This is a genomic window from Empedobacter sp. UBA5036 (assembly GCF_002415215.1).
In the GTDB taxonomy this organism is placed as follows: domain Bacteria; phylum Bacteroidota; class Bacteroidia; order Flavobacteriales; family Weeksellaceae; genus Empedobacter; species Empedobacter falsenii_B.
Genome location: NZ_DICC01000048.1, coordinates 1 through 18,435, shown reverse-complemented (window position 1 = coordinate 18,435; position 18,435 = coordinate 1). Strand labels below are relative to the sequence as shown.

Here is an 18,435-nt window from a genome sequence, read left to right as displayed (position 1 = left end):
ATGCACTACGGGTTAATTATTTTTATTGGATTCTTTCAGCAATCTAATTAACTCTGCACGTATAGCAGCTTTATCATTACTTTTCGGAAAATCTCCGATAAAAAATGTTTGTTGCGGAACTTCATAAGGTTCTAATTCACTTTTTGGAATATCAACATGTTCTGCAAATCGACTTTCTATTACCAAAGAAATTACATCTTCTGTAGATCCTTTTTTCGGAAAAGCAATCACAATAAAGTTATAATCGATATATGGTTTTAATTTTTCTTCAATCAATTCTAAATTCACCACATCTTTCCTATTCAACTTACATTCATTTCCAGAAATCCATCTAAACTTTTTCTGATCATCCGAAACAACAGCCTGTCTATATAAATTTAGTGATTCTTTTTCGTAAGGCGAATTCAAGACTAAATTACCTTTTTCATCTTCCGAAAGTTCTATTTTATCTAAAACTGTATAATCTGTTTCATCTATTTTTTTTACTGCAATTGGAAATCCATTCGCGGTAAAAACTTGATAAAAACTGGTTTTCGTTTGATCATTCAATTTACTTTTCAAATCATTTGACAAATCATCACTTTCGATTGCAATTTTTTCGATTCTAGCCAAATCTTCAAAAGAATTTTCAATCTGTTTCTTTGTCAAATAAGCATAATTTAATGCGTATCCTATTTCGTCTTGACTTTCGTCTGTTAATGGAATCTTCACTTTATCCGAATCTTCATGACAATACAAATCAAAACCTCCTTCTATGGCTTGAACCAATGAAATTTCTCCTTCATTTTCTAAAACCGATGAACTTAAAAGTGTAGAATCTCCTTTTTTCAATCCTAAAAAATTATTTAACGAATGAAACGTTTCATTTACAAATCGAGGATCAAAATTCGATACATAAACATTATCTTCTCTCGAATAATGAAAATTAACTTTTTCTTCTTTTGAATCGATCTTTTTCATCAAATCAAAAATATCATTTTGCCATTGAAAGGTATTTTTATCCTGAAATTCACTTAAAATCTCTGGAATGTTTTTATTGTTAAAATCTAACTTCATAATAATTACTTTTGTGTGTTTTTAATTTACTGATAATCAAATTAAATCAATAATTTTACCAAAAAACTCGATTAAAATGTTTTTTCAACTTTTGTTGACAAAAAGTTGAAAAAAGCAGTTTCAAAAATTGGTGATTTTATAAAATCTAATGGATAATTATTTATCTTAGCAAGATGAATCACAAAACAGATTTTACGAATTTAAGATTTAAACGAAATCTAAATTCTAATCCATCATATATAGAGTCATTTGAATTAGATAGTTTACAAGTCAAAAGTGATTACAATTACGATGATGTAAAAGATCTGAAACAGATTAACTTTCTACCCGGAGTTGCACCATATTTGCGTGGTCCTTATACAACAATGTATGTTCGTCAGCCTTGGACAATTCGCCAATATGCAGGTTTTTCTACTGCTGAAGAATCGAATGCTTTTTACAAAAGAAATTTAGCTGCTGGTCAGAAAGGACTTTCAGTTGCTTTTGATTTGGCTACTCACCGCGGTTATGACTCAGATCATGATCGTGTTGTAGGAGATGTAGGTAAAGCTGGAGTTGCGATTGATTCTGTAGAAGATATGAAGATTTTGTTCAATGAAATTCCATTGGATAAAATTTCGGTTTCGATGACAATGAACGGAGCTGTTCTTCCTATTTTAGCATTCTACATTGTAGCTGCAGAAGAACAAGGTATTTCACAAGATCAACTTTCTGGTACCATTCAGAATGATATTTTGAAAGAGTTTATGGTGCGTAATACATACATTTATCCACCAACTCCTTCGATGAAAATTATTGCAGATATTTTCGAATATACTTCTCAAAAAATTCCTCGTTTCAATTCGATTTCTATTTCAGGTTATCACATGCAAGAAGCTGGAGCTACACCTGTTTTGGAAATGGCTTATACACTTGCAGATGGTTACGAATATGTAAAAACTGGTTTGGAAGCAGGATTGAAAGTTGATGACTTCGCTCCGCGTTTATCATTTTTCTGGGCAATTGGAATGAATTTCCCTCAAGAAATTGCAAAAATGAGAGCTGCTCGTATGTTATGGGCAAAATTGATGCAAGAATTTGAGCCTCAAAATAAAAAATCATTAATGTTGAGAACACACTGTCAGACTTCTGGTTGGAGTTTAACAGAGCAAGAACCTTATAACAATATTGGTCGTACAGCGATCGAAGCCTTAGCTGCTGCTTTAGGTGGAACACAATCTTTGCATACCAATGCATTAGACGAAGCAATTGCATTACCAACAGATTTTTCGGCGCGTATTGCACGTAATACACAAATCATTTTACAAGAAGAAACTCAAATTTGTAGAACAGCTGATCCTTTTGGAGGAAGTTTTATGATTGAATCTTTGACAAATGAAATGGCAAATAAAGCGTGGGAATATATTCAAGAAGTTCGTGAATTAGGTGGAATGACGCAAGCTATAGAAGCTGGAATTCCTAAAATGCGTATTGAAGAAGCAGCTGCAAAAAAACAAGCCAAAATTGATTCTGGTGAAGTTGCAATTGTAGGTGTTAATGCTTATCGCTCGAAAATAGAACAACAAGAGTTCGAAATTTTAGAAGTTGACAACACAGCTGTTCGTCAAAAACAAATTGATCGATTAAATCAAATTAAGGCCGAGCGTAATAGCGAAGCTGTTCAAGATATTTTAGCGCAATTAACAAAAGCTGCTGAAACTGGCGAAGGAAATTTATTAGAATTATCTATCGAAGCGGCTCGTCGTCGTGTTACGTTAGGTGAAATTTCTGATGCATTAGAAGCCGTTTTTGGTCGTCACAAAGCGATTACAAGAGGAATTCAAGGAGTTTATGCTATGGAAGCAGGTAAAATGAATAAATTTGAGGAAGCTCGTAATTTAGCTGATGAGTTTGCAGAAGAAGACGGACGTCGCCCTCGTATTATGGTGGCAAAAATGGGACAAGACGGTCACGATCGTGGTGCGAAAGTCGTTGCAACATCTTTTGCGGATATGGGATTTGATGTGGATATTTCTCCTTTGTTCCAAACGCCAGCAGAAGTTGCGAAACAAGCTGTAGAGAATGATGTTCATATTTTAGGAATTTCTTCTTTGGCAGCAGGTCACAAAACATTGGTTCCGGAAGTTGTGAAACAATTGAAAGAATTAGGTAGAGATGATGTTTATATCGTAGTCGGAGGTGTTATTCCGCGTCAAGATTATGATTATCTTTATCAAAATGGTGCAGATGCAATCTTTGGTCCAGGGACAAACTTGGCTGAATGTGCCTGCGAAATTTTAGAGAATTTATTGAAATCTTATAAATAAATCTATTTTAGTATGAGTATTCCTGTCTATTGACAGGAATATTTTTATATTTATACCACACAAACCTTAAAGCGAAATGAATAAAACTCTTCGAAATATTATCTTAATCATCTGTACAATTTTTATTATATGGTTTATTGGATACTTTCTGATTGGAGATTTTATCAGTTTAGAATTCGCGAATCATGACTTTGCGAAACTATTTCCAAAGCTTTTAACATTTGCTGCCGCAGTTAGTATTTATGTGCTTTTTCTACTTTCAATCAAAAAGAAAGACGGATGGAATTTTATGAATGTGATGAAATTTATCTTTGGAATTATCTTCGGATTTCTTCCTCTTTTAATTTTCGAATATTATAGTATCGGAAGTTGTACAAATTGGAAAATTGATAAAAAAATTCAAAAAACGCTTTATAAATCCAATTCTTCTGATTCAGAAAAAATTGTTTTAATCGAAACTTTTTGTCCAGAATCTAACCTAAAAACAACTCAGGTAAAGCGAATTGTAGAAATTACACCTCTTTTTATCACAACTTCTGAAATTGATCTAAATAAAATTTCGGATAAAAGTTGGAAAAAACTTTAATCAAAATTAAACTTTGCTCAAAATTTGATGTCTAACAGATGAAGAAACCAATTCATCTCATGACAAAATATATTCTGTCATTTCTTTTTAGTTTGATTACGATTTTTTCTTTTGGACAAGAAAAAGTCACAATTACGGGAAAAGTAACGGATGTGCTTAATTTTCCTTTAACTGATTCTGAAGTTATTTTAGGCAACAAAGCCGATTCTGCACAAATTTCTACTACATCTACAAATGATGATGGTACGTTCAAAATTGAAGTTAATCTACAAGATAAACCTGTTTATTTAATCATTGATGATCCTTTAGAAGGCGTTTTCAAACAAAGTTTCGAATCCATCAAAAACAATATTGATCTTGGAACAATTATCATTAATCCGATGATTTATGATTTAGATGAGGTTGTGGTAACAAATGTGGAACCTATTGTTGTAAAACAAGATACAATCGAGTATAATGCTGATTCTTACAAAGTAAAACCGAATGCAAATTTGGAAGCTTTGTTGAGAGAATTACCAGGTTTTGAGATGGATGACAGCGGAAATATTACGGTAAATGGAAAAGATGTTAATGAGATTTTGATTGATGGTGAACCATTTTTTGGAACGGATGGAAAAGTTGCGTTAGAAAATTTACCTGCAGATATTATCAAAAAAATTCAGGTTTCGGATTATAAAACGAAAAATGAAAAATTCTCTGGGGAACGTTCTAAATCGGATAAATCTTCGCTAAATATTACCTTGAAAGAAGATAAAAAGAAAGGTTATATGCTGAAAGCAACAGCGGGTTATGGAACGGATAATCATTACGAAGGCAATTTGATGGCGAACTATTTTAAAGGTAAAAAGAAAATTAGTTTGATTGGGTCTTCGACGGATATTGCAGCTTCTGGAATGACAAGCGGTGAAGGTTCGCGTGGTCGTGGTGGAATGGGAAGAAGAGGTTCTGATGGTGTAACGACAAATACTTCGATTGGATTGAATTATAGCGATCAATTAAATGATAATTTGAAAATTGGAGCTGATTATCGTTTAAATCATTCGTTTTCAAAAAATGATCAATATAAACACATCGAAAATTTTGCTCCAAAAAATATTTATACTTCTGATGCGAATTCTAAAACTAAAAGTGAAACGTATGGTCATAATTTTGGAACAAATTTAGAATGGACGAAAAACAATACAAAAATTTATTTTTATCCATCGTTTAGTAATTCTTCGTCTACAAATTCATCAATTTCGGATAGTAAAACATATTCAGATTTGGGTGATTTGAGAAATCAAATGAATCAAACTTCAAATGGAAAATCGAACTCGAATACATTTAATACATTATTATCACTTAATCAAAAATTCAAAAATAAATCTTATTTAGACTTTAATTCAAGTATTTCGATTGGTAAAACAGATCGAAATTCGTTCATCAATTCGACAACTTTATATACAAATGATTCTATTGCGGATATTTATAGAAACATCAATGAGAAAAATATTTCGAAAAATAATCAATACAATTTTGATGTAAAATATACGTATCCAATTACAGATTCTTTGAAAATCGCCGTTGGTTCTGCTTATAATTTAACTGATTCTGAAACCAATAATAGAACGTGGAATTATAATGATGTAACGGGAGAATATGACAATTTGAACAATGATTTGACGCGTTTTTATTCAACCAAATTGAATGAATTTAATCCGTATGCTCAATTATTATTGAACAAAAATAAAATTTCGGCAACAGTTCGTTTTGGTGCAAACATCTACAATCAACAAAATTTTGGAACGTTTAAAGCAGATGATTACAGCTCAACTCAAAACAAAACTTTACCAGATATTTCGGGAAATATTCGTTATCAAAACGGAAACAACTCACTTTCCTTAATGTATAATTATCAGACAAGTTTGGCTTCGACATCACAAGTTTTACCAATTTTAGACGAAACTGATCCGTTAGATGTTTTCAAAGGTAATCCAGATCTTGATCCCAATAAAGCACATCGAATCAATTTGATGTTTAGCAATTTTGATCGTAAAACTCGTCAAGGATTTAATGCTAACTTAGGTTATACGTACAACGAATCAAATATTGTTAATTACACCGAAATGGATTATTCGATTTATAAACGAACTACAACGTATGAAAATGTAAAAGGAAATTATCGTCTGAATGGTAACTTTTTCTTTAATAAACAATATCAAAAAGGGATCAATAAATTTAGAGTAAATGTAGGAATGTCTGCGAGTTATGCTTTAACGCAAGGTTTTAGAGATGCGGTGAAATATGAGCAATACAATACAACTTTATCACCTACATTGAGATTAAATTGGGATTATGGTGATTATTTGACAATTTCACCTTCTTATCGTTTGAACTTTACAAATTCTAAATATGTCAATTACTCAATTGATAATCAAAATAATATTACGCACAATTTCGGAATTAAAACTATTTCTACTTTTCCTAAAAATTTGACTTGGACAAATGATTTCAGTTACAATTATAACTCGAGAATGGCAGCAGGTTTCAAGCGTGATTTCTTTTTGTGGAATACAAGTTTGATGTATCGTTTCTTCGATGATAAATTGGAGGCTGGTGTTAAAGTTTACGATTTATTGAATCAAAATAACAGTTATACGCGTACAATTACAGCAGAATCAACAATCGATCAACGCAATAATATTCTGACTCGTTTTGTGATGTTCTCGTTAACATTCAACTTAAATCAGTTTGGTGGAAAATCTACAAAAGGTGAAGATGGAGACCGACCAAGAGAAAGCGGTGGAATGCGAAGAATGTAAATGCAGTAGTAAAATAACAAAAAAACGGCTCAAAATTGAGCCGTTTTTTTGTTAATCATCTTTATCAACTCCTGTTTTTTTGTTGATATTTTCTTGTATTTTTTGATAATATTCATTCTCAGTTTTATCAAATTCTGATATCGAAATTACTCTTCCTTTCGTTGGTTTTGGTTTGTCATGTTGAATTTATTTCAACATCACATATTGTTTATGATGAGAATGAAACGAATTCAGATTGATATTACGAATAATTTATTCTAAAATATATTTCAATTTATAGCCAAACATTCCACGATCTTTGATCATGTCTGCAACACCTTCTGGACATTCATTTTCCCAATCTTGCTCAGCATTTGCAATTTTTTCTAAAATTCGACGCGAATAAGAATCTAAATAACTTCTGTTGTAATTCAAAATATCTTGAATTCTTCCGTTATACAAGAAATATTTGTACAATTCGTGCACGCTATCACTTACTTGTAGATTTTTCGACGTCAACAAAATATCTTTTTCTTTGTCTAAATATGGATACAAATAAACTTTTACATTTTTCTTGAATAATTTTCCGAAAGCTTCCATAATTCCGCCAGGTAAATCGGCATAATATTGCTCATTGAAAATTTCGACCAAATTATTAACACCCATCGCTAAACCAACTTTGGTTTGATTTCGAGTAAATTTCGAGAAATAATCAACTAATTTATAATATTCAGAAAAGTTAGAAATGATAACATTGTAACCTAAACTACCAATAATATCAGCGCGATCTAAAAAATCTCGTTCATTCAATTCGCCTTCAAAACCAGAAGCAATCAAGTTAGAAAGCGTAATCTCAAATAAAATTTCGGTATTATCTGTTCTAACATCATCTTCTTGTTTGAAAATTTCTAAACCACCTTTGAACATATCCATATTTACATTCATAAAAGGACGGAAAGAGCCACGAACAGCGAAGATATTTTTTTTGTATAATAAATCGGCAGGTAAAATATTTTTTCCTTGTGGATTGAAAACCGCAACATCCGTCATTCCGTTTTTAACCAATTGAAGCGACATCAATCGATTATCAACATATTTGAATTGTGGTCCACGGAAATTAATCATGTCAATTTCTAATTGATCTTTATCCAACGTATCGTATAAAGATTTTATTAATTTTCGGGGATTATCGTAGTAATAATAAGCGCCATAAATCAAATTAACACCCAAAACACCTAAAGTTTCTTGTTGCAATTGAGCCGTATTTTCTTTGAATTTTACATGAAAAATAATCTCGTTTGCTTTTTCATCTTCTGCATTTAACTTGAAACGTAAACCTATCCAACCTTGACCTTCATTTTTCTTTGAATAATCAATTGTTGTTACCGTATTTGCGTAGGTGAAAAATGCTTTTTCTTTGTAGTGATCGTGGACTAGACGCTCTTTCATCAATTCCATCTCATGATCCAACATTTTTTTAAGGCGAGCTTGTGTCACATAACGACGATTTTCTTCTACACCATATATAGAATCGGACATTTCTTTGTCATAAGCACTCATCGCTTTTGCAACAGTACCCGAAGCAGCACCTGCGCGATAAAAAAAACGAACGGTTTCTTGACCTGCTCCAATTTCTGCAAAAGAACCGTATATTTTCGGATTCAAATTGATCTCTAAAGCTTTTTGTTTAGGAGTAAGAACTTGTTCTAATGCCATATTTTAATTTCAAATAGTTTGTGGTAAATTTACCAAATCATTATGGCTAAATCAAATATAAAAATACATTTTTTAGGAACAGGGACTTCACAAGGAATTCCGATTATTGGTAGCGATCATCCGGTATGTTTGTCAACAAATCAAAAAGATAAACGTTTGCGTTCTTCTTTGTTGTTAGAAAAGGATGGAAAGATTATTACGATAGATAGTGGACCAGATTTTAGACAACAAATGTTGCGTTATAATGCGCAAAGGTTAGATGGAATATTATATACACATGAGCATAATGACCATGTTTTAGGATTGGATGATATTCGCCCGCTTGTTTTTAAATCTGGAGAGGATATGAATGTCTATGGTTTGAAACGCGTGTTGGATGAATTACATAATCGTTTTCCATATATGTTTGCTGAACATAAATATCCTGGAGTACCAACGGTAATAGAGAATGTTATAGAAGATGAAAAATTTTCGGTTGCTGGATTTACGATTGAACCAATTAAAGTTCTACACGGACCCTTGCCTATTTTGGGATATTTAATTGATGATAAAATTGCTTATTTGACGGATGTAAAAACGATTCCAACAGAATCTCTTGAAAAATTACGAGGAGTAGAAGTTTTAATCATTAGTGCGCTGCGAGTAGAACAAGAACATTTTTCGCATATATTATTAGATGAAGCAATACGATACTCGGATTTAATAGGCGCAAAGCAGACATATTTTACACATATTTCGCATCATTTGGGATTTCATGATGAAGTAGAGGAAAAATTACCAAAAGGTAAACATTTGGCTTACGATACGTTAGAAATAATTCTGTAAAAAGTTTAAAAAATAGTTGGAAAAATAAATAAACTAACATTATATTTGCAGTCCATAAAGGCTCGGATGGCGGAATTGGTAGACGCGCACGACTCAAACTCGTGTTCCTTTGGAGTGTGGGTTCGATTCCCACTCCGAGTACTAAGCAAAAGCTCGAAACATTAGTTTCGAGCTTTTTTTATTTACATTCTCCTTCTTGTATAATTTTTACTTCAAATTTTCGGGCTCTATCATCTATAAAAGTAGCTTCATTTTCATAAAACTCAGGAAGTTTGTAATGTGTATTATCCAGCCAACCACCATTTGGCCAATCAATTTTATGTAAATAATTATTTTTCGCAGTTATAGTTAATCGATATGTCTTGGTTGATTTGTTCGTTATAACCTTGACATTCGCACAATATTTTCCATCTTCAATGTGATCATTTATGTTGTGAAAATCTGAAGATGACGAACAACTATAAATGATAGTAAAGCAAAAAAGTAAAACTATATTTTTCATAATCTTTCTATTTAATCTTCGCTTAACAATCTAATGATATTCTGTTAAGCTTTGAGTTTTATTTACTGTATACATTTGCAGTAACAAAATCCTCATGTGTTAATTTATATCATTTCTCAAAATTACTTCTCTTTTCGGGAAGTTTTTTTGTTTTTACATAAAAAGTACAAGACTAACCGCCATTACAAACATACCGATTACAATTCCGTAAGTTGATAATTTTTTTCCAGCGTATTCGTTTGCCGTCGGAATTAATTCATTGATCGAAATATAAACCATCATCCCTGCGACGCTCGCGAAAATTGCCCCGAAAATTGATTCATCAAAAAATTGTAACAATACAAAATAGCCAATTAATGCGCCAATAGGTTCTGTTAATCCTGATAAAAAAGAGTATAGAAATGCTTTTTTTCTATTTTTTGTAGCGTAATAAATAGGGATTGCAACAGCAATTCCTTCTGGAATATTATGAATGGCGATGGCAGATGCAATAGAAATTCCGTAAGTTGGATTTTCTAATGCTGACAAAAAAGTTGCTAATCCTTCAGGGAAATTATGAATTGATAAAGCTAAAGCAGAAAACAAACCTAAACGCAATAATTTCTGATCGTTTGTCTCTGTTTTATTTTCATCGCAATGATGATGAGGCAATATTTTATCGATTAAAATGATGATTAAAATTCCTGCAAAAAATCCCAATAATGTATAAGTGTAACCTAATTTTTCTCCAAAAACACTTAATAATGATAATTTAGCTTTTGTTAAAATTTCTACAAAAGAGACATAAAGCATTACACCAGCAGAAATTCCCAACATTACGCCTAAGAATTTTGGATTGAATTTTTTGTACAATAAACATAAAAGACTTCCTATTCCAGTGCTGATTCCGGCAAGAAAGGTTAAACTAAAAGCAAATATTAGCGGATTTGAAAACATTAATTTTAATAAATAAGTTAGATTAATCTAACAAATATAATCTTTTCATTGTTTTGAACCAAGATAAATTAAGAAACCAACAAATTTCAATGTAATTTATCAGTTGTTGTAAATTATGAAAAGGATAAACTTATTTTTGTTCTATTAGTTTTTATTCAGATGGAACTTTTAGACGAAAATATTCAAAGCGATGTGTATCGCTCAATGCTCGAAATGATTGCCAAATTGGGACTTTCGAGTTATTCTACCACAATAATGACAACAATTGTTCTATCAATTTTGTTAGTTATTATATTGTATGCGATCGATTTTTTATTGCGAAAAGTGCTATTACTTGTTTTAACAAACTTTATTGCAAAAAGTAAAACAAAGATTGACGATTTATTAATCAAGAACAGGGTTTTACAATTCGCAACACATATTGTTCCTGTAATTGTCGCCAAAGAATCGATCCCACTTATCTTCAAAGGATTTCCTAATTGGATCAAAATTGCGATGCAAATTACAGATATTGCATTGGTAATTGCTGTTGGATTGTTGTTTAATGCAATTTTTAAAACGTTCAGGGATTTTCTTCGAGGTAATAAATCTTTTTCGGATAAACCAATTGATAGTTATCTGCAAGTGATGAATATTTTAGTTTTCTTTGTTTGCGGAATTCTAATTTTTTCGATTGCGACAGGAAAATCGCCTATTACATTTTTGGTTTCTTTGGGAGCGGCTTCGGCGGTTTTGATGTTGGTTTTTAAAGATTCGATATTAGGTTTTGTGGCAAGTATTCAGGTTTCGATGAATGATATGGTGCGCGTGGGTGATTGGATTGAGATGACGAAATATGGCGCAGATGGAACAGTTACCGAAATTAATTTAGGAACGGTAAAAGTTCAGAATTTTGATAAAACAATTACAACAATTCCGACGTATGCTTTAGTTTCAGATTCGTTTCGTAATTATCGCGGTATGCAAAATGCTGGTGGACGCCGCATTAAACGTTCGATAAATATTAAAATGAATTCGATTCGATTTTTGACAGAAGAAGAAATTGAAGAATTGAAAAAAATCCGCATGTTACACGATTTTATTGTGGATAGAACGAACGAAATCAATCAATATAATGTATCGAATAAAGTTGATCCAACGATTTTGGCGAATGGAAGACGAATGACGAATATTGGTCTTTTTCGACAATATATCAAGACATATACCTATAATAGTCCAAAAATTAGAACAGATTTGATGTTCGAGGTTCGACAACTTCAACCAACCGAACACGGTTTACCAATTGAACTATTTATGTTTACGAATACAACGGTTTGGAACGAATATGAAGTGATTATGGCTGATATTTTCGATCATATTATTGCGGTTGTTCCATATTTCCATTTAGAGATTTTCGAGTCACCTTCTTCGGATGATATGCGTGTAATTGCTGAAGCATTGAAAAGAAATAATTAACAAAGAAGCTGAACATTATTGTTCAGCTTCTTTGTTTTCGCTCGGTTTTTCCATCAAATTAACCATCAAATTTTTTAGTTTTTGATACATAAAAGAAGTTAATAAGATTAAAATTCCTAAAACAATAAAAGATATTATTCTGAAAATATTGCTCATTTCCCAAACATCAACGAAATATAATTTTAGAATAATCAATCCAAATAATATAATTCCAACAATAGGAAAACCTTTCAGTTGTTTTCTTAATCCGAAATAAATCAATACAAATCCTAAAACTGCCCAAATAATTGGCAATAATATCATTCGGAAAATATCGGCTTGATGCGAAAAATTAGATGAACTTTCGTCGAGTGTTATTAACATAAAACCATTGTATTTCTCGAAACTAATCACATAAACCAAGACAAACATGCTGATGATTTGTTTTGCTTTGGAGCTTTGGAAATCGCTACTTTTTACAACTAAATAAATAATGTAAGCGGTCGGAATGAGATAACTCAAATAAAGAAAATAACTACCGATGTTGTAATTTGTTTTGCTTGGTAACAACGGAATTTCGGCAAACATTGGTAAAAATAGAATGCAAAAAGCCGCAGAAATTTGTAAAACAAGTTGCAAAGCATTTCCTAAATTTAGTTTTTCGCGCTGCGCTAAAACAAATGCAATAAAGAATAATGTATAAATCAATACATAACTTACAATCATCATAAAGTTGAAATAAGGTTCGATTTGGTAAATTAATTCGAACAAAATTCCTGTGTACATCAATAAAAGTGATGTTGAGATGAAAATAAATTTGGAATGATTGAGCTTGAAACCTAAAAATTGTTCTTCGGTTTCGAAATCTTTCATCAAATATATATTCGCAATAGAACAAATTAATGCAATAAAACTTGTGATGAAAACGTGATTGAAAATTACGACTAAATGTTTTTCAATATTGATATAATCAAACCAATTGACGCATAAAGCAATCAATAAAAATGGAAACATCGCAATGAAAAAGACTTTGAAAATGTTTTCTTTACTTTTTTTCCAAAGAAACAGTAACAAGGTTGATTCAATCGAGAAACAAATCGAGACGACATTTGCTTTAAATTGTAAGGCAATTGCAGTTGTGATAAGCGCAATACTCAAACCGATTAAGGTATTTTGTAATAAATTATTTTTAGATGTTTTGTAGATGTAAAATGCACCGAAAGCGTTTATCAATCCAAATATGAAAGCCATTAAACCATTATTATTTCCAACAATAAAATAATAAACCGAAGAAATTAAAATGGTTGATAAAATGGTATTGAAAATTAGTAAAAGGCAATTCCAAACCGAAAATTCTCCTTTTTTGATGTAGTTAATTAAACTTGTAATAGTGAAAATAACGTAAAGCAAGCCAAAGAAAAGATATTGCGTTGAGGTTTTAGAATTGTCGATCCAAGCGATACTATATATAAAGGTAAAGCCAAATGCGATAAACGAAATAACTTGCCAATCTTTTCGCCAAGCCATGTACAGCATACTCAAGTTTAGAATCGTTAAATAACCAAACAGAAATACAAAATTGCTTTCGCCTGTACTAATCATCAATGGAGCGGTAAAACCACCAATAATCGAAAAAATGGCTAAAACTTGTCGATTATATAACATTGCCATCACGATAGAGAAAATCGTTACAATTGTTAATAATCCAAAAGTGGTATTCTGAGAAAGTAAATGATATTCTCGGAAGGCGATGGTTAAGGTGAAATATAAAACGGTTAATCCGCCACCGATTAAGATGGAAGAAAAGATTTCAAAATTTTTCCGAATAAAATGAGCAATTCCAATAATTCCTAAACCAACTCCAATTCCAATCATTACTCGGAAAGTTTCGTTGATCCAATTTTGATCAATTGCATATTTTACGAAATAAGCAATTCCTAGAACTAAGGTTACAATTCCGAAAATCGTCAAGAAATTGTCTTTAATAAATGCAATTGCGCTGTTTAGATTTTTATCAAAACTACTTTCAGTTGTTTGTTTTGGTGGGATTTTGTCAAAAATACCTTTTGGCATTTCAACTTTATGATAGGAAACAACTTCTGGTTGAGGTTCAATTTTTTTCTCTTCAACTATTTTTGGTTGCTCAACAATTGGTTTTGATTCAGTTTTAATTTCTTTCGCATTCAATTGCTCTTGCAAATGCTTTAGTTTAGTTTCTTGATAATCAAGTTGTTTTTTTAGTTTCGAAACTTTATTAAACAAAATAACAATCAATACGAATATAATAATGGCAATTAAAAATTCCATAAAGTGTTTTTTAGGTAAATTGAAGTTAAGCTTTTTTTCAGAAAGCCTAAAATTTTGTTTTGCATATACCAAAATCATTCTGTTTTCGTTATTCTACAAAATCTTTATTTTTGCTAAATGTTTAAAAAGCTAAGTACATTATTGTTTATCGCGCTATCGACTTCGATTTTTGCGCAAGATGGAACGCGTGTTTACGAGTTTTTGAACATTACAACTTCTCCACGTCAAGCGGCTTTGGGAGGAAATGCAGCAACTTCTTGGGATGCTGACCCCAATTCTGCTTTATGGAATCCGGCCTTGATGAACCGAGAAATGCATGGTCAATTTGGAATCAATTACGTCAATTATATTGCGGATGTAGATTTCGGAACATTTTCGACGGTTTATGAAATCGATCAAGAAAATTTTGTTTCTGTTCATGGTCAATATGTTGATTACGGAAAATTAATTGGAACTGACGAAAATGGAAATGTGACAGGGAATTTCAAAGCAAATGATGCCGCAATTACAGTTGGTTATGCACGTGTTTTGGGCGATTATTGGACAGTAGGAGCAAATTTAAAATACATTAATTCTACAATAGAATCATATAAATCCTCGGCAATTGCTGGAGATATAGGTCTTTCGTACCACGATTTCGATAAAAATATCAATGTTTCGTTGGTTGTGCGCAATATCGGTCAACAAATTCAAACGTATAATGGCAAAAAAGAAGACATGCCAACGCAAGTTAATTTGGGAATTTCTCATCGATTAGAACATGTTCCGTTAGAATTTACGTTTTCTTTGCACGATTTACAGAAGTTTGATATTTCCCAACCTTATAATAAAAACGGACAAGAAGTTTCTGCTGGAAGAAAAATGATTGATCACCTTTCGGTTGGAGCAGAATTATTTCCAGAATCAGATTTTAATATGCGTTTAGGTTATAATTTCAAACGTGGAAATGAATTAGCAGCCGAAGGAATTCGCTCTTTATCTGGTTTAACGTATGGTTTTGGAATCCGTATAAATGCTTTTCGATTCGAGTTTAGTCATGCGAATTACCACAAATCTGGAGGTTCTAATCACTTTGGTTTGATTCTCAATTTAGACCGAATTATTCAAGGTCGAGATTATTGGAGAAGTAATCCTTGGTTATAAAAACTTTTCAAACAACTATAAAATCTTATCTTTGTCTTCAATTCTATATAGATGAAAGAAAATTTAATTATTGCAATCGACGGATATTCTTCTACAGGAAAAAGTTCGATGTCAAAAATTATTGCAAGAAATCTTGGTTATACACATATTGACAGTGGCGCAATGTATCGCGCTGTGACTTTGTATGCATTTCAACATCAGTATATTGTCGATAATAAAATTGATGAGCAAGCATTAATAATCAATTTATCTGACATTAAGATAGAATTTAAACAAGATCTTATAACTCAAAAGAATCTTACCTTTTTGAATGGTGAAAATGTAGAAGCTGATATTCGTACGATGGAAGTTTCTAAAATGGTTAGTCCAATTTCTGAGATTCCTGCTGTTCGCGATTATTGTGTAGCGCTTCAACAGCAAATGGGAGAAAAAGGAGGTATTGTGATGGATGGTCGCGATATTGGGACAACAGTTTTTCCAAATGCAGATATCAAAATTTTTGTTACAGCTTCACCAGAAGTTCGTGCGCAACGTCGCTTTTTAGAATATCAACAACAAGGGAAAAATATTCCATTAGATGAGGTTCTAAAAAATGTGAACGAAAGAGATTATATCGATTCTCATCGCGAATATTCACCACTTCGTAAAGCAGATGATGCAATAGAAGTTGATAATTCGAACATGAATTTAGAAGAAACGGTGAATAAAGTGATGGAGATTATCAATTCTAAAAAATAGAATCCTCTGTTGCGGTTGTAAATTCTTCCAGAAATTTCATTCCTCGGTAGGAGTTTCCTTTTAAGTTTAATTTAGGACTCCAAACTGAAACAATGTAATATTTGGGCATAATTGCAACAATTCCTCCGCCAACACCACTTTTTCCAGGTAATCCAACACGAAAAGCAAATTCACCAGATTCATCATAGAAACCGCAAGTTTGCATAATAGCGTTGATTCGTTTTGTTTGACTAATGTTTAAAACTTGATAATCATCAAATAAGTTTTTTCCTTTATTAGCCAAAAAAGAAAAAGTTTTACTCAACTCCATACACGACATTTCAATCGAGCAGATATAAACATACAAATCCAGAACATCTTCTGGAGAATTATGAATGTTGCCCAACGATTTTATAAAATTTGTCAAAGCTGTATTACGATAAGCGGTAGAAAACTCACTTTTTGCAATTTTATCAGAATATTGAATAGAATAATTACCAGAAACCTTTTTGATAAAATTTAAAAAATATGCTTTCGGATTATCGCAAATACCAATTAAGATGTCGCAAACTACTAAAGCGCCCGAATTGATAAATGGATTTCTAGGAATTCCTTTGTCAGTTTCTAATTGCAATAATGAATTAAATGGCGTTCCCGAAGGTTCTACATCAACTCTTTCCCAAATTTTCTCGCCAATTTCTCTATAAACTAAAGCCAAAAGCAATACTTTTGAAATACTTTGAATCGAGAATTTTTCTTCACAATCACCAAATCCAAACTGAAGTTGATCCGTAAACAATAAAGAAACTCCAAATTTCTCACCGTCTATTTTAGATAATTCAGGTATATAGTTAGCTGTTTCTCCCAAATTCTCTTCTTCAATTACTTTTAGGTAAATGTTATTTATTATCTCAAAATATTCTTTTTCTTTCGAAATCATCGCGCATATTATATATAGTATGAATGTAAATCTATTTTACATGTTAAACAAAATTAAAAATTTATTTATTTTTTTGAATAAACCATTTTCGCTTTGAGACAATTCCTCCCGAATAGTTCCTTCAAAAGTATCCATTTTGCTTTTCTTGAACAAAAGAAAAGCAAAACGTCTAATCATTTTATGAGTTTAAAAGGTATTCTTGAGTAATTAACAAGTTTAATTTTCCTGTCCTTTCGAGCTTGTCGAGAAATCTATCTCGTTATAATTTTGTGCTATAAAAAGAGCTTTTCTCGTCAAAAATCTAATATCTCAGTTCTCATATCTAAACATTTCAAAAAATATTTCCCATCATACCAATCACTTAAGAGAAGAATGTAAAATAAATGTAAAGTTGGTTTGGAAAAACGAATAATGCAGGCGTATATTTGCAACCTCAATACGAAAGACGAGTAGTATTGAAATTGACATAGGGACTTATATAGCGACAAAAATTATTTAAAAATAAATTTGCGAGTTTAGAAATAAGTTTTACCTTTGCGACCGCAAATAACGAGAGTGATTTTGCTGCGAAGTAAATTGACTTGTTGAAATAAAAACTTTAAAAATTTTCGAAATAAAATTTGTTAGTTAAAAAATAAGTATTACCTTTGCAACCGCAAATGCCGAGAGGGTTTGCTAAGATGAGAAGTTCATTTGAAATTATAAAATATACAGAAGGAAAAATAGCCGAATAAAACGAAGTCAATCCTTGAATAATGGAGCTATAGGAAATTCGAAGTTGTAAAAAACAGAAGCTAACGCTTCAAACAAAATTATTTACAATGGAGAGTTTGATCCTGGCTCAGGATGAACGCTAGCGGGAGGCTTAACACATGCAAGCCGAGGGGTATAGTTAGCTTGCTAACTAGAGACCGGCACAAGGGTGCGTAACGAGTATGCAACTTGCACTACTGAAAAGGATAGCCATTCGAAAGGAGGATTAATACTCTATAATAGAAAATATGGCATCATGAATTTTTGAATGATTTATCGCAGTAGGATAGGCATGCGTCAGATTAGTTAGTTGGTGAGGTAACGGCACCACAAGACGACGCGTTTCAGGGGGACTGAGAGGGTGAACCCCCACACTGGTAATGAGACCCGGACCAGACACCTCTGGGAGGCAGAAGGGAGGAGTATAGGAACCT

13 protein-coding genes, 1 tRNA gene and 1 rRNA gene are annotated in these 18,435 nt (G+C 31.9%); 9 read left to right on the top strand and 6 right to left on the bottom strand.

Annotated features, from left to right (window positions below; genetic code table 11):
• Positions 1–12 precede the first annotated feature (12 nt).
• Positions 13–1,056: a hypothetical protein gene (locus tag B4J88_RS08150; protein ID WP_219034248.1), complete on the bottom strand. Its 1,044-nt coding sequence runs from the start codon at positions 1,054–1,056 to the stop codon at positions 13–15.
• Between the two features lie 173 nt (positions 1,057–1,229).
• Here B4J88_RS08150 and scpA point away from each other — a divergent pair, with 173 nt between their 5' ends.
• The 3 genes from scpA to B4J88_RS08135 all read left to right on the top strand — a co-directional run bounded on the left by scpA (position 1,230) and on the right by B4J88_RS08135 (position 6,749).
• Positions 1,230–3,362 carry a methylmalonyl-CoA mutase gene (scpA, locus tag B4J88_RS08145; RefSeq protein WP_291067202.1) on the top strand — a complete coding sequence of 711 codons (2,133 nt, stop codon included), beginning with the start codon at positions 1,230–1,232 and terminating at the stop codon, positions 3,360–3,362.
• Between the two features lie 76 nt (positions 3,363–3,438).
• On the top strand, positions 3,439–3,948 hold the full coding sequence (locus tag B4J88_RS08140) for a hypothetical protein (protein ID WP_291067200.1): 510 nt from the start codon (positions 3,439–3,441) through the stop codon (positions 3,946–3,948).
• 59 nt (positions 3,949–4,007) lie between these two features.
• Positions 4,008–6,749 (top strand): outer membrane beta-barrel protein, encoded by a 2,742-nt coding sequence (locus B4J88_RS08135; protein WP_291067198.1) that lies wholly within the window; start codon positions 4,008–4,010, stop codon positions 6,747–6,749.
• 252 nt (positions 6,750–7,001) lie between these two features.
• On the opposite strand, the gene B4J88_RS08130 is transcribed toward B4J88_RS08135, so the two are convergent.
• The gene (locus B4J88_RS08130; RefSeq protein ID WP_125350665.1) at positions 7,002–8,444 is read right to left on the bottom strand and encodes a TonB-dependent receptor; all 1,443 of its coding nucleotides are present in this window, start codon (positions 8,442–8,444) and stop codon (positions 7,002–7,004) included.
• A gap of 42 nt (positions 8,445–8,486) precedes the next feature.
• On the opposite strand from B4J88_RS08130, the gene B4J88_RS08125 reads away from it, so the two are divergent.
• Entirely contained in the window at positions 8,487–9,269 is a 783-nt protein-coding gene (locus B4J88_RS08125) for an MBL fold metallo-hydrolase (RefSeq protein WP_219034245.1), read from the top strand.
• 60 nt (positions 9,270–9,329) lie between these two features.
• Positions 9,330–9,410: transfer RNA gene (locus B4J88_RS08120), tRNA-Leu, on the top strand.
• A gap of 37 nt (positions 9,411–9,447) precedes the next feature.
• Here B4J88_RS08120 and B4J88_RS08115 read toward each other — a convergent pair.
• Positions 9,448–9,771, bottom strand: coding sequence for a hypothetical protein (locus tag B4J88_RS08115; protein WP_115002202.1), 324 nt, complete (start codon positions 9,769–9,771; stop codon positions 9,448–9,450).
• A 153-nt stretch (positions 9,772–9,924) separates the two neighbouring features.
• Positions 9,925–10,707 carry a zinc transporter ZupT gene (gene zupT / locus B4J88_RS08110; protein WP_115002203.1) on the bottom strand — a complete coding sequence of 261 codons (783 nt, stop codon included), beginning with the start codon at positions 10,705–10,707 and terminating at the stop codon, positions 9,925–9,927.
• A gap of 159 nt (positions 10,708–10,866) precedes the next feature.
• Between zupT and B4J88_RS08105 the strand changes: the two genes are divergently transcribed.
• Positions 10,867–12,162 carry a mechanosensitive ion channel family protein gene (locus tag B4J88_RS08105; RefSeq protein WP_291067195.1) on the top strand — a complete coding sequence of 432 codons (1,296 nt, stop codon included), beginning with the start codon at positions 10,867–10,869 and terminating at the stop codon, positions 12,160–12,162.
• A gap of 15 nt (positions 12,163–12,177) precedes the next feature.
• Here B4J88_RS08105 and B4J88_RS08100 read toward each other — a convergent pair whose 3' ends face one another.
• Positions 12,178–14,448, bottom strand: a complete 2,271-nt coding sequence (locus B4J88_RS08100) for a DUF2339 domain-containing protein (protein ID WP_291067193.1) — start codon at positions 14,446–14,448, stop codon at positions 12,178–12,180.
• 117 nt (positions 14,449–14,565) lie between these two features.
• Between B4J88_RS08100 and porQ the strand changes: the two genes are divergently transcribed.
• Together porQ and cmk are read left to right on the top strand one after the other, a co-directional pair.
• Complete coding sequence (gene porQ / locus B4J88_RS08095; protein ID WP_291046386.1) at positions 14,566–15,591, top strand: type IX secretion system protein PorQ; 1,026 nt, start codon at positions 14,566–14,568, stop codon at positions 15,589–15,591.
• A 51-nt stretch (positions 15,592–15,642) separates the two neighbouring features.
• Positions 15,643–16,329 carry a (d)CMP kinase gene (cmk, locus tag B4J88_RS08090; RefSeq protein ID WP_125350732.1) on the top strand — a complete coding sequence of 229 codons (687 nt, stop codon included), beginning with the start codon at positions 15,643–15,645 and terminating at the stop codon, positions 16,327–16,329.
• On the opposite strand, the gene B4J88_RS08085 is transcribed toward cmk, so the two are convergent.
• A complete protein-coding gene (locus tag B4J88_RS08085) occupies positions 16,319–17,248 on the bottom strand; it encodes a glutaminase (RefSeq protein WP_291067191.1) in 930 nt (309 codons plus the stop codon). The two genes, cmk and B4J88_RS08085, sit on opposite strands and share 11 nt — an antisense overlap.
• A gap of 818 nt (positions 17,249–18,066) precedes the next feature.
• Here B4J88_RS08085 and B4J88_RS08080 point away from each other — a divergent pair.
• Positions 18,067–18,435: ribosomal RNA gene (locus B4J88_RS08080) — 16S ribosomal RNA — on the top strand; the annotation flags it as partial.

Coding starts and splice junctions, on each gene's coding strand:
- B4J88_RS08105 (WP_291067195.1), top strand. CDS start 10,867: ATGGAACTTTTAGACGAAAATATTCAAAGCGATGTGTATCGCTCAATG.
- porQ (WP_291046386.1), top strand. CDS start 14,566: ATGTTTAAAAAGCTAAGTACATTATTGTTTATCGCGCTATCGACTTCG.
- B4J88_RS08140 (WP_291067200.1), top strand. CDS start 3,439: ATGAATAAAACTCTTCGAAATATTATCTTAATCATCTGTACAATTTTT.
- zupT (WP_115002203.1), bottom strand. CDS start 10,707: ATGTTTTCAAATCCGCTAATATTTGCTTTTAGTTTAACCTTTCTTGCC.
- scpA (WP_291067202.1), top strand. CDS start 1,230: ATGAATCACAAAACAGATTTTACGAATTTAAGATTTAAACGAAATCTA.
- B4J88_RS08085 (WP_291067191.1), bottom strand. CDS start 17,248: ATGATTTCGAAAGAAAAAGAATATTTTGAGATAATAAATAACATTTAC.
- B4J88_RS08125 (WP_219034245.1), top strand. CDS start 8,487: ATGGCTAAATCAAATATAAAAATACATTTTTTAGGAACAGGGACTTCA.
- B4J88_RS08130 (WP_125350665.1), bottom strand. CDS start 8,444: ATGGCATTAGAACAAGTTCTTACTCCTAAACAAAAAGCTTTAGAGATC.
- cmk (WP_125350732.1), top strand. CDS start 15,643: ATGAAAGAAAATTTAATTATTGCAATCGACGGATATTCTTCTACAGGA.
- B4J88_RS08135 (WP_291067198.1), top strand. CDS start 4,008: ATGACAAAATATATTCTGTCATTTCTTTTTAGTTTGATTACGATTTTT.
- B4J88_RS08100 (WP_291067193.1), bottom strand. CDS start 14,448: ATGGAATTTTTAATTGCCATTATTATATTCGTATTGATTGTTATTTTG.
- B4J88_RS08115 (WP_115002202.1), bottom strand. CDS start 9,771: ATGAAAAATATAGTTTTACTTTTTTGCTTTACTATCATTTATAGTTGT.
- B4J88_RS08150 (WP_219034248.1), bottom strand. CDS start 1,056: ATGAAGTTAGATTTTAACAATAAAAACATTCCAGAGATTTTAAGTGAA.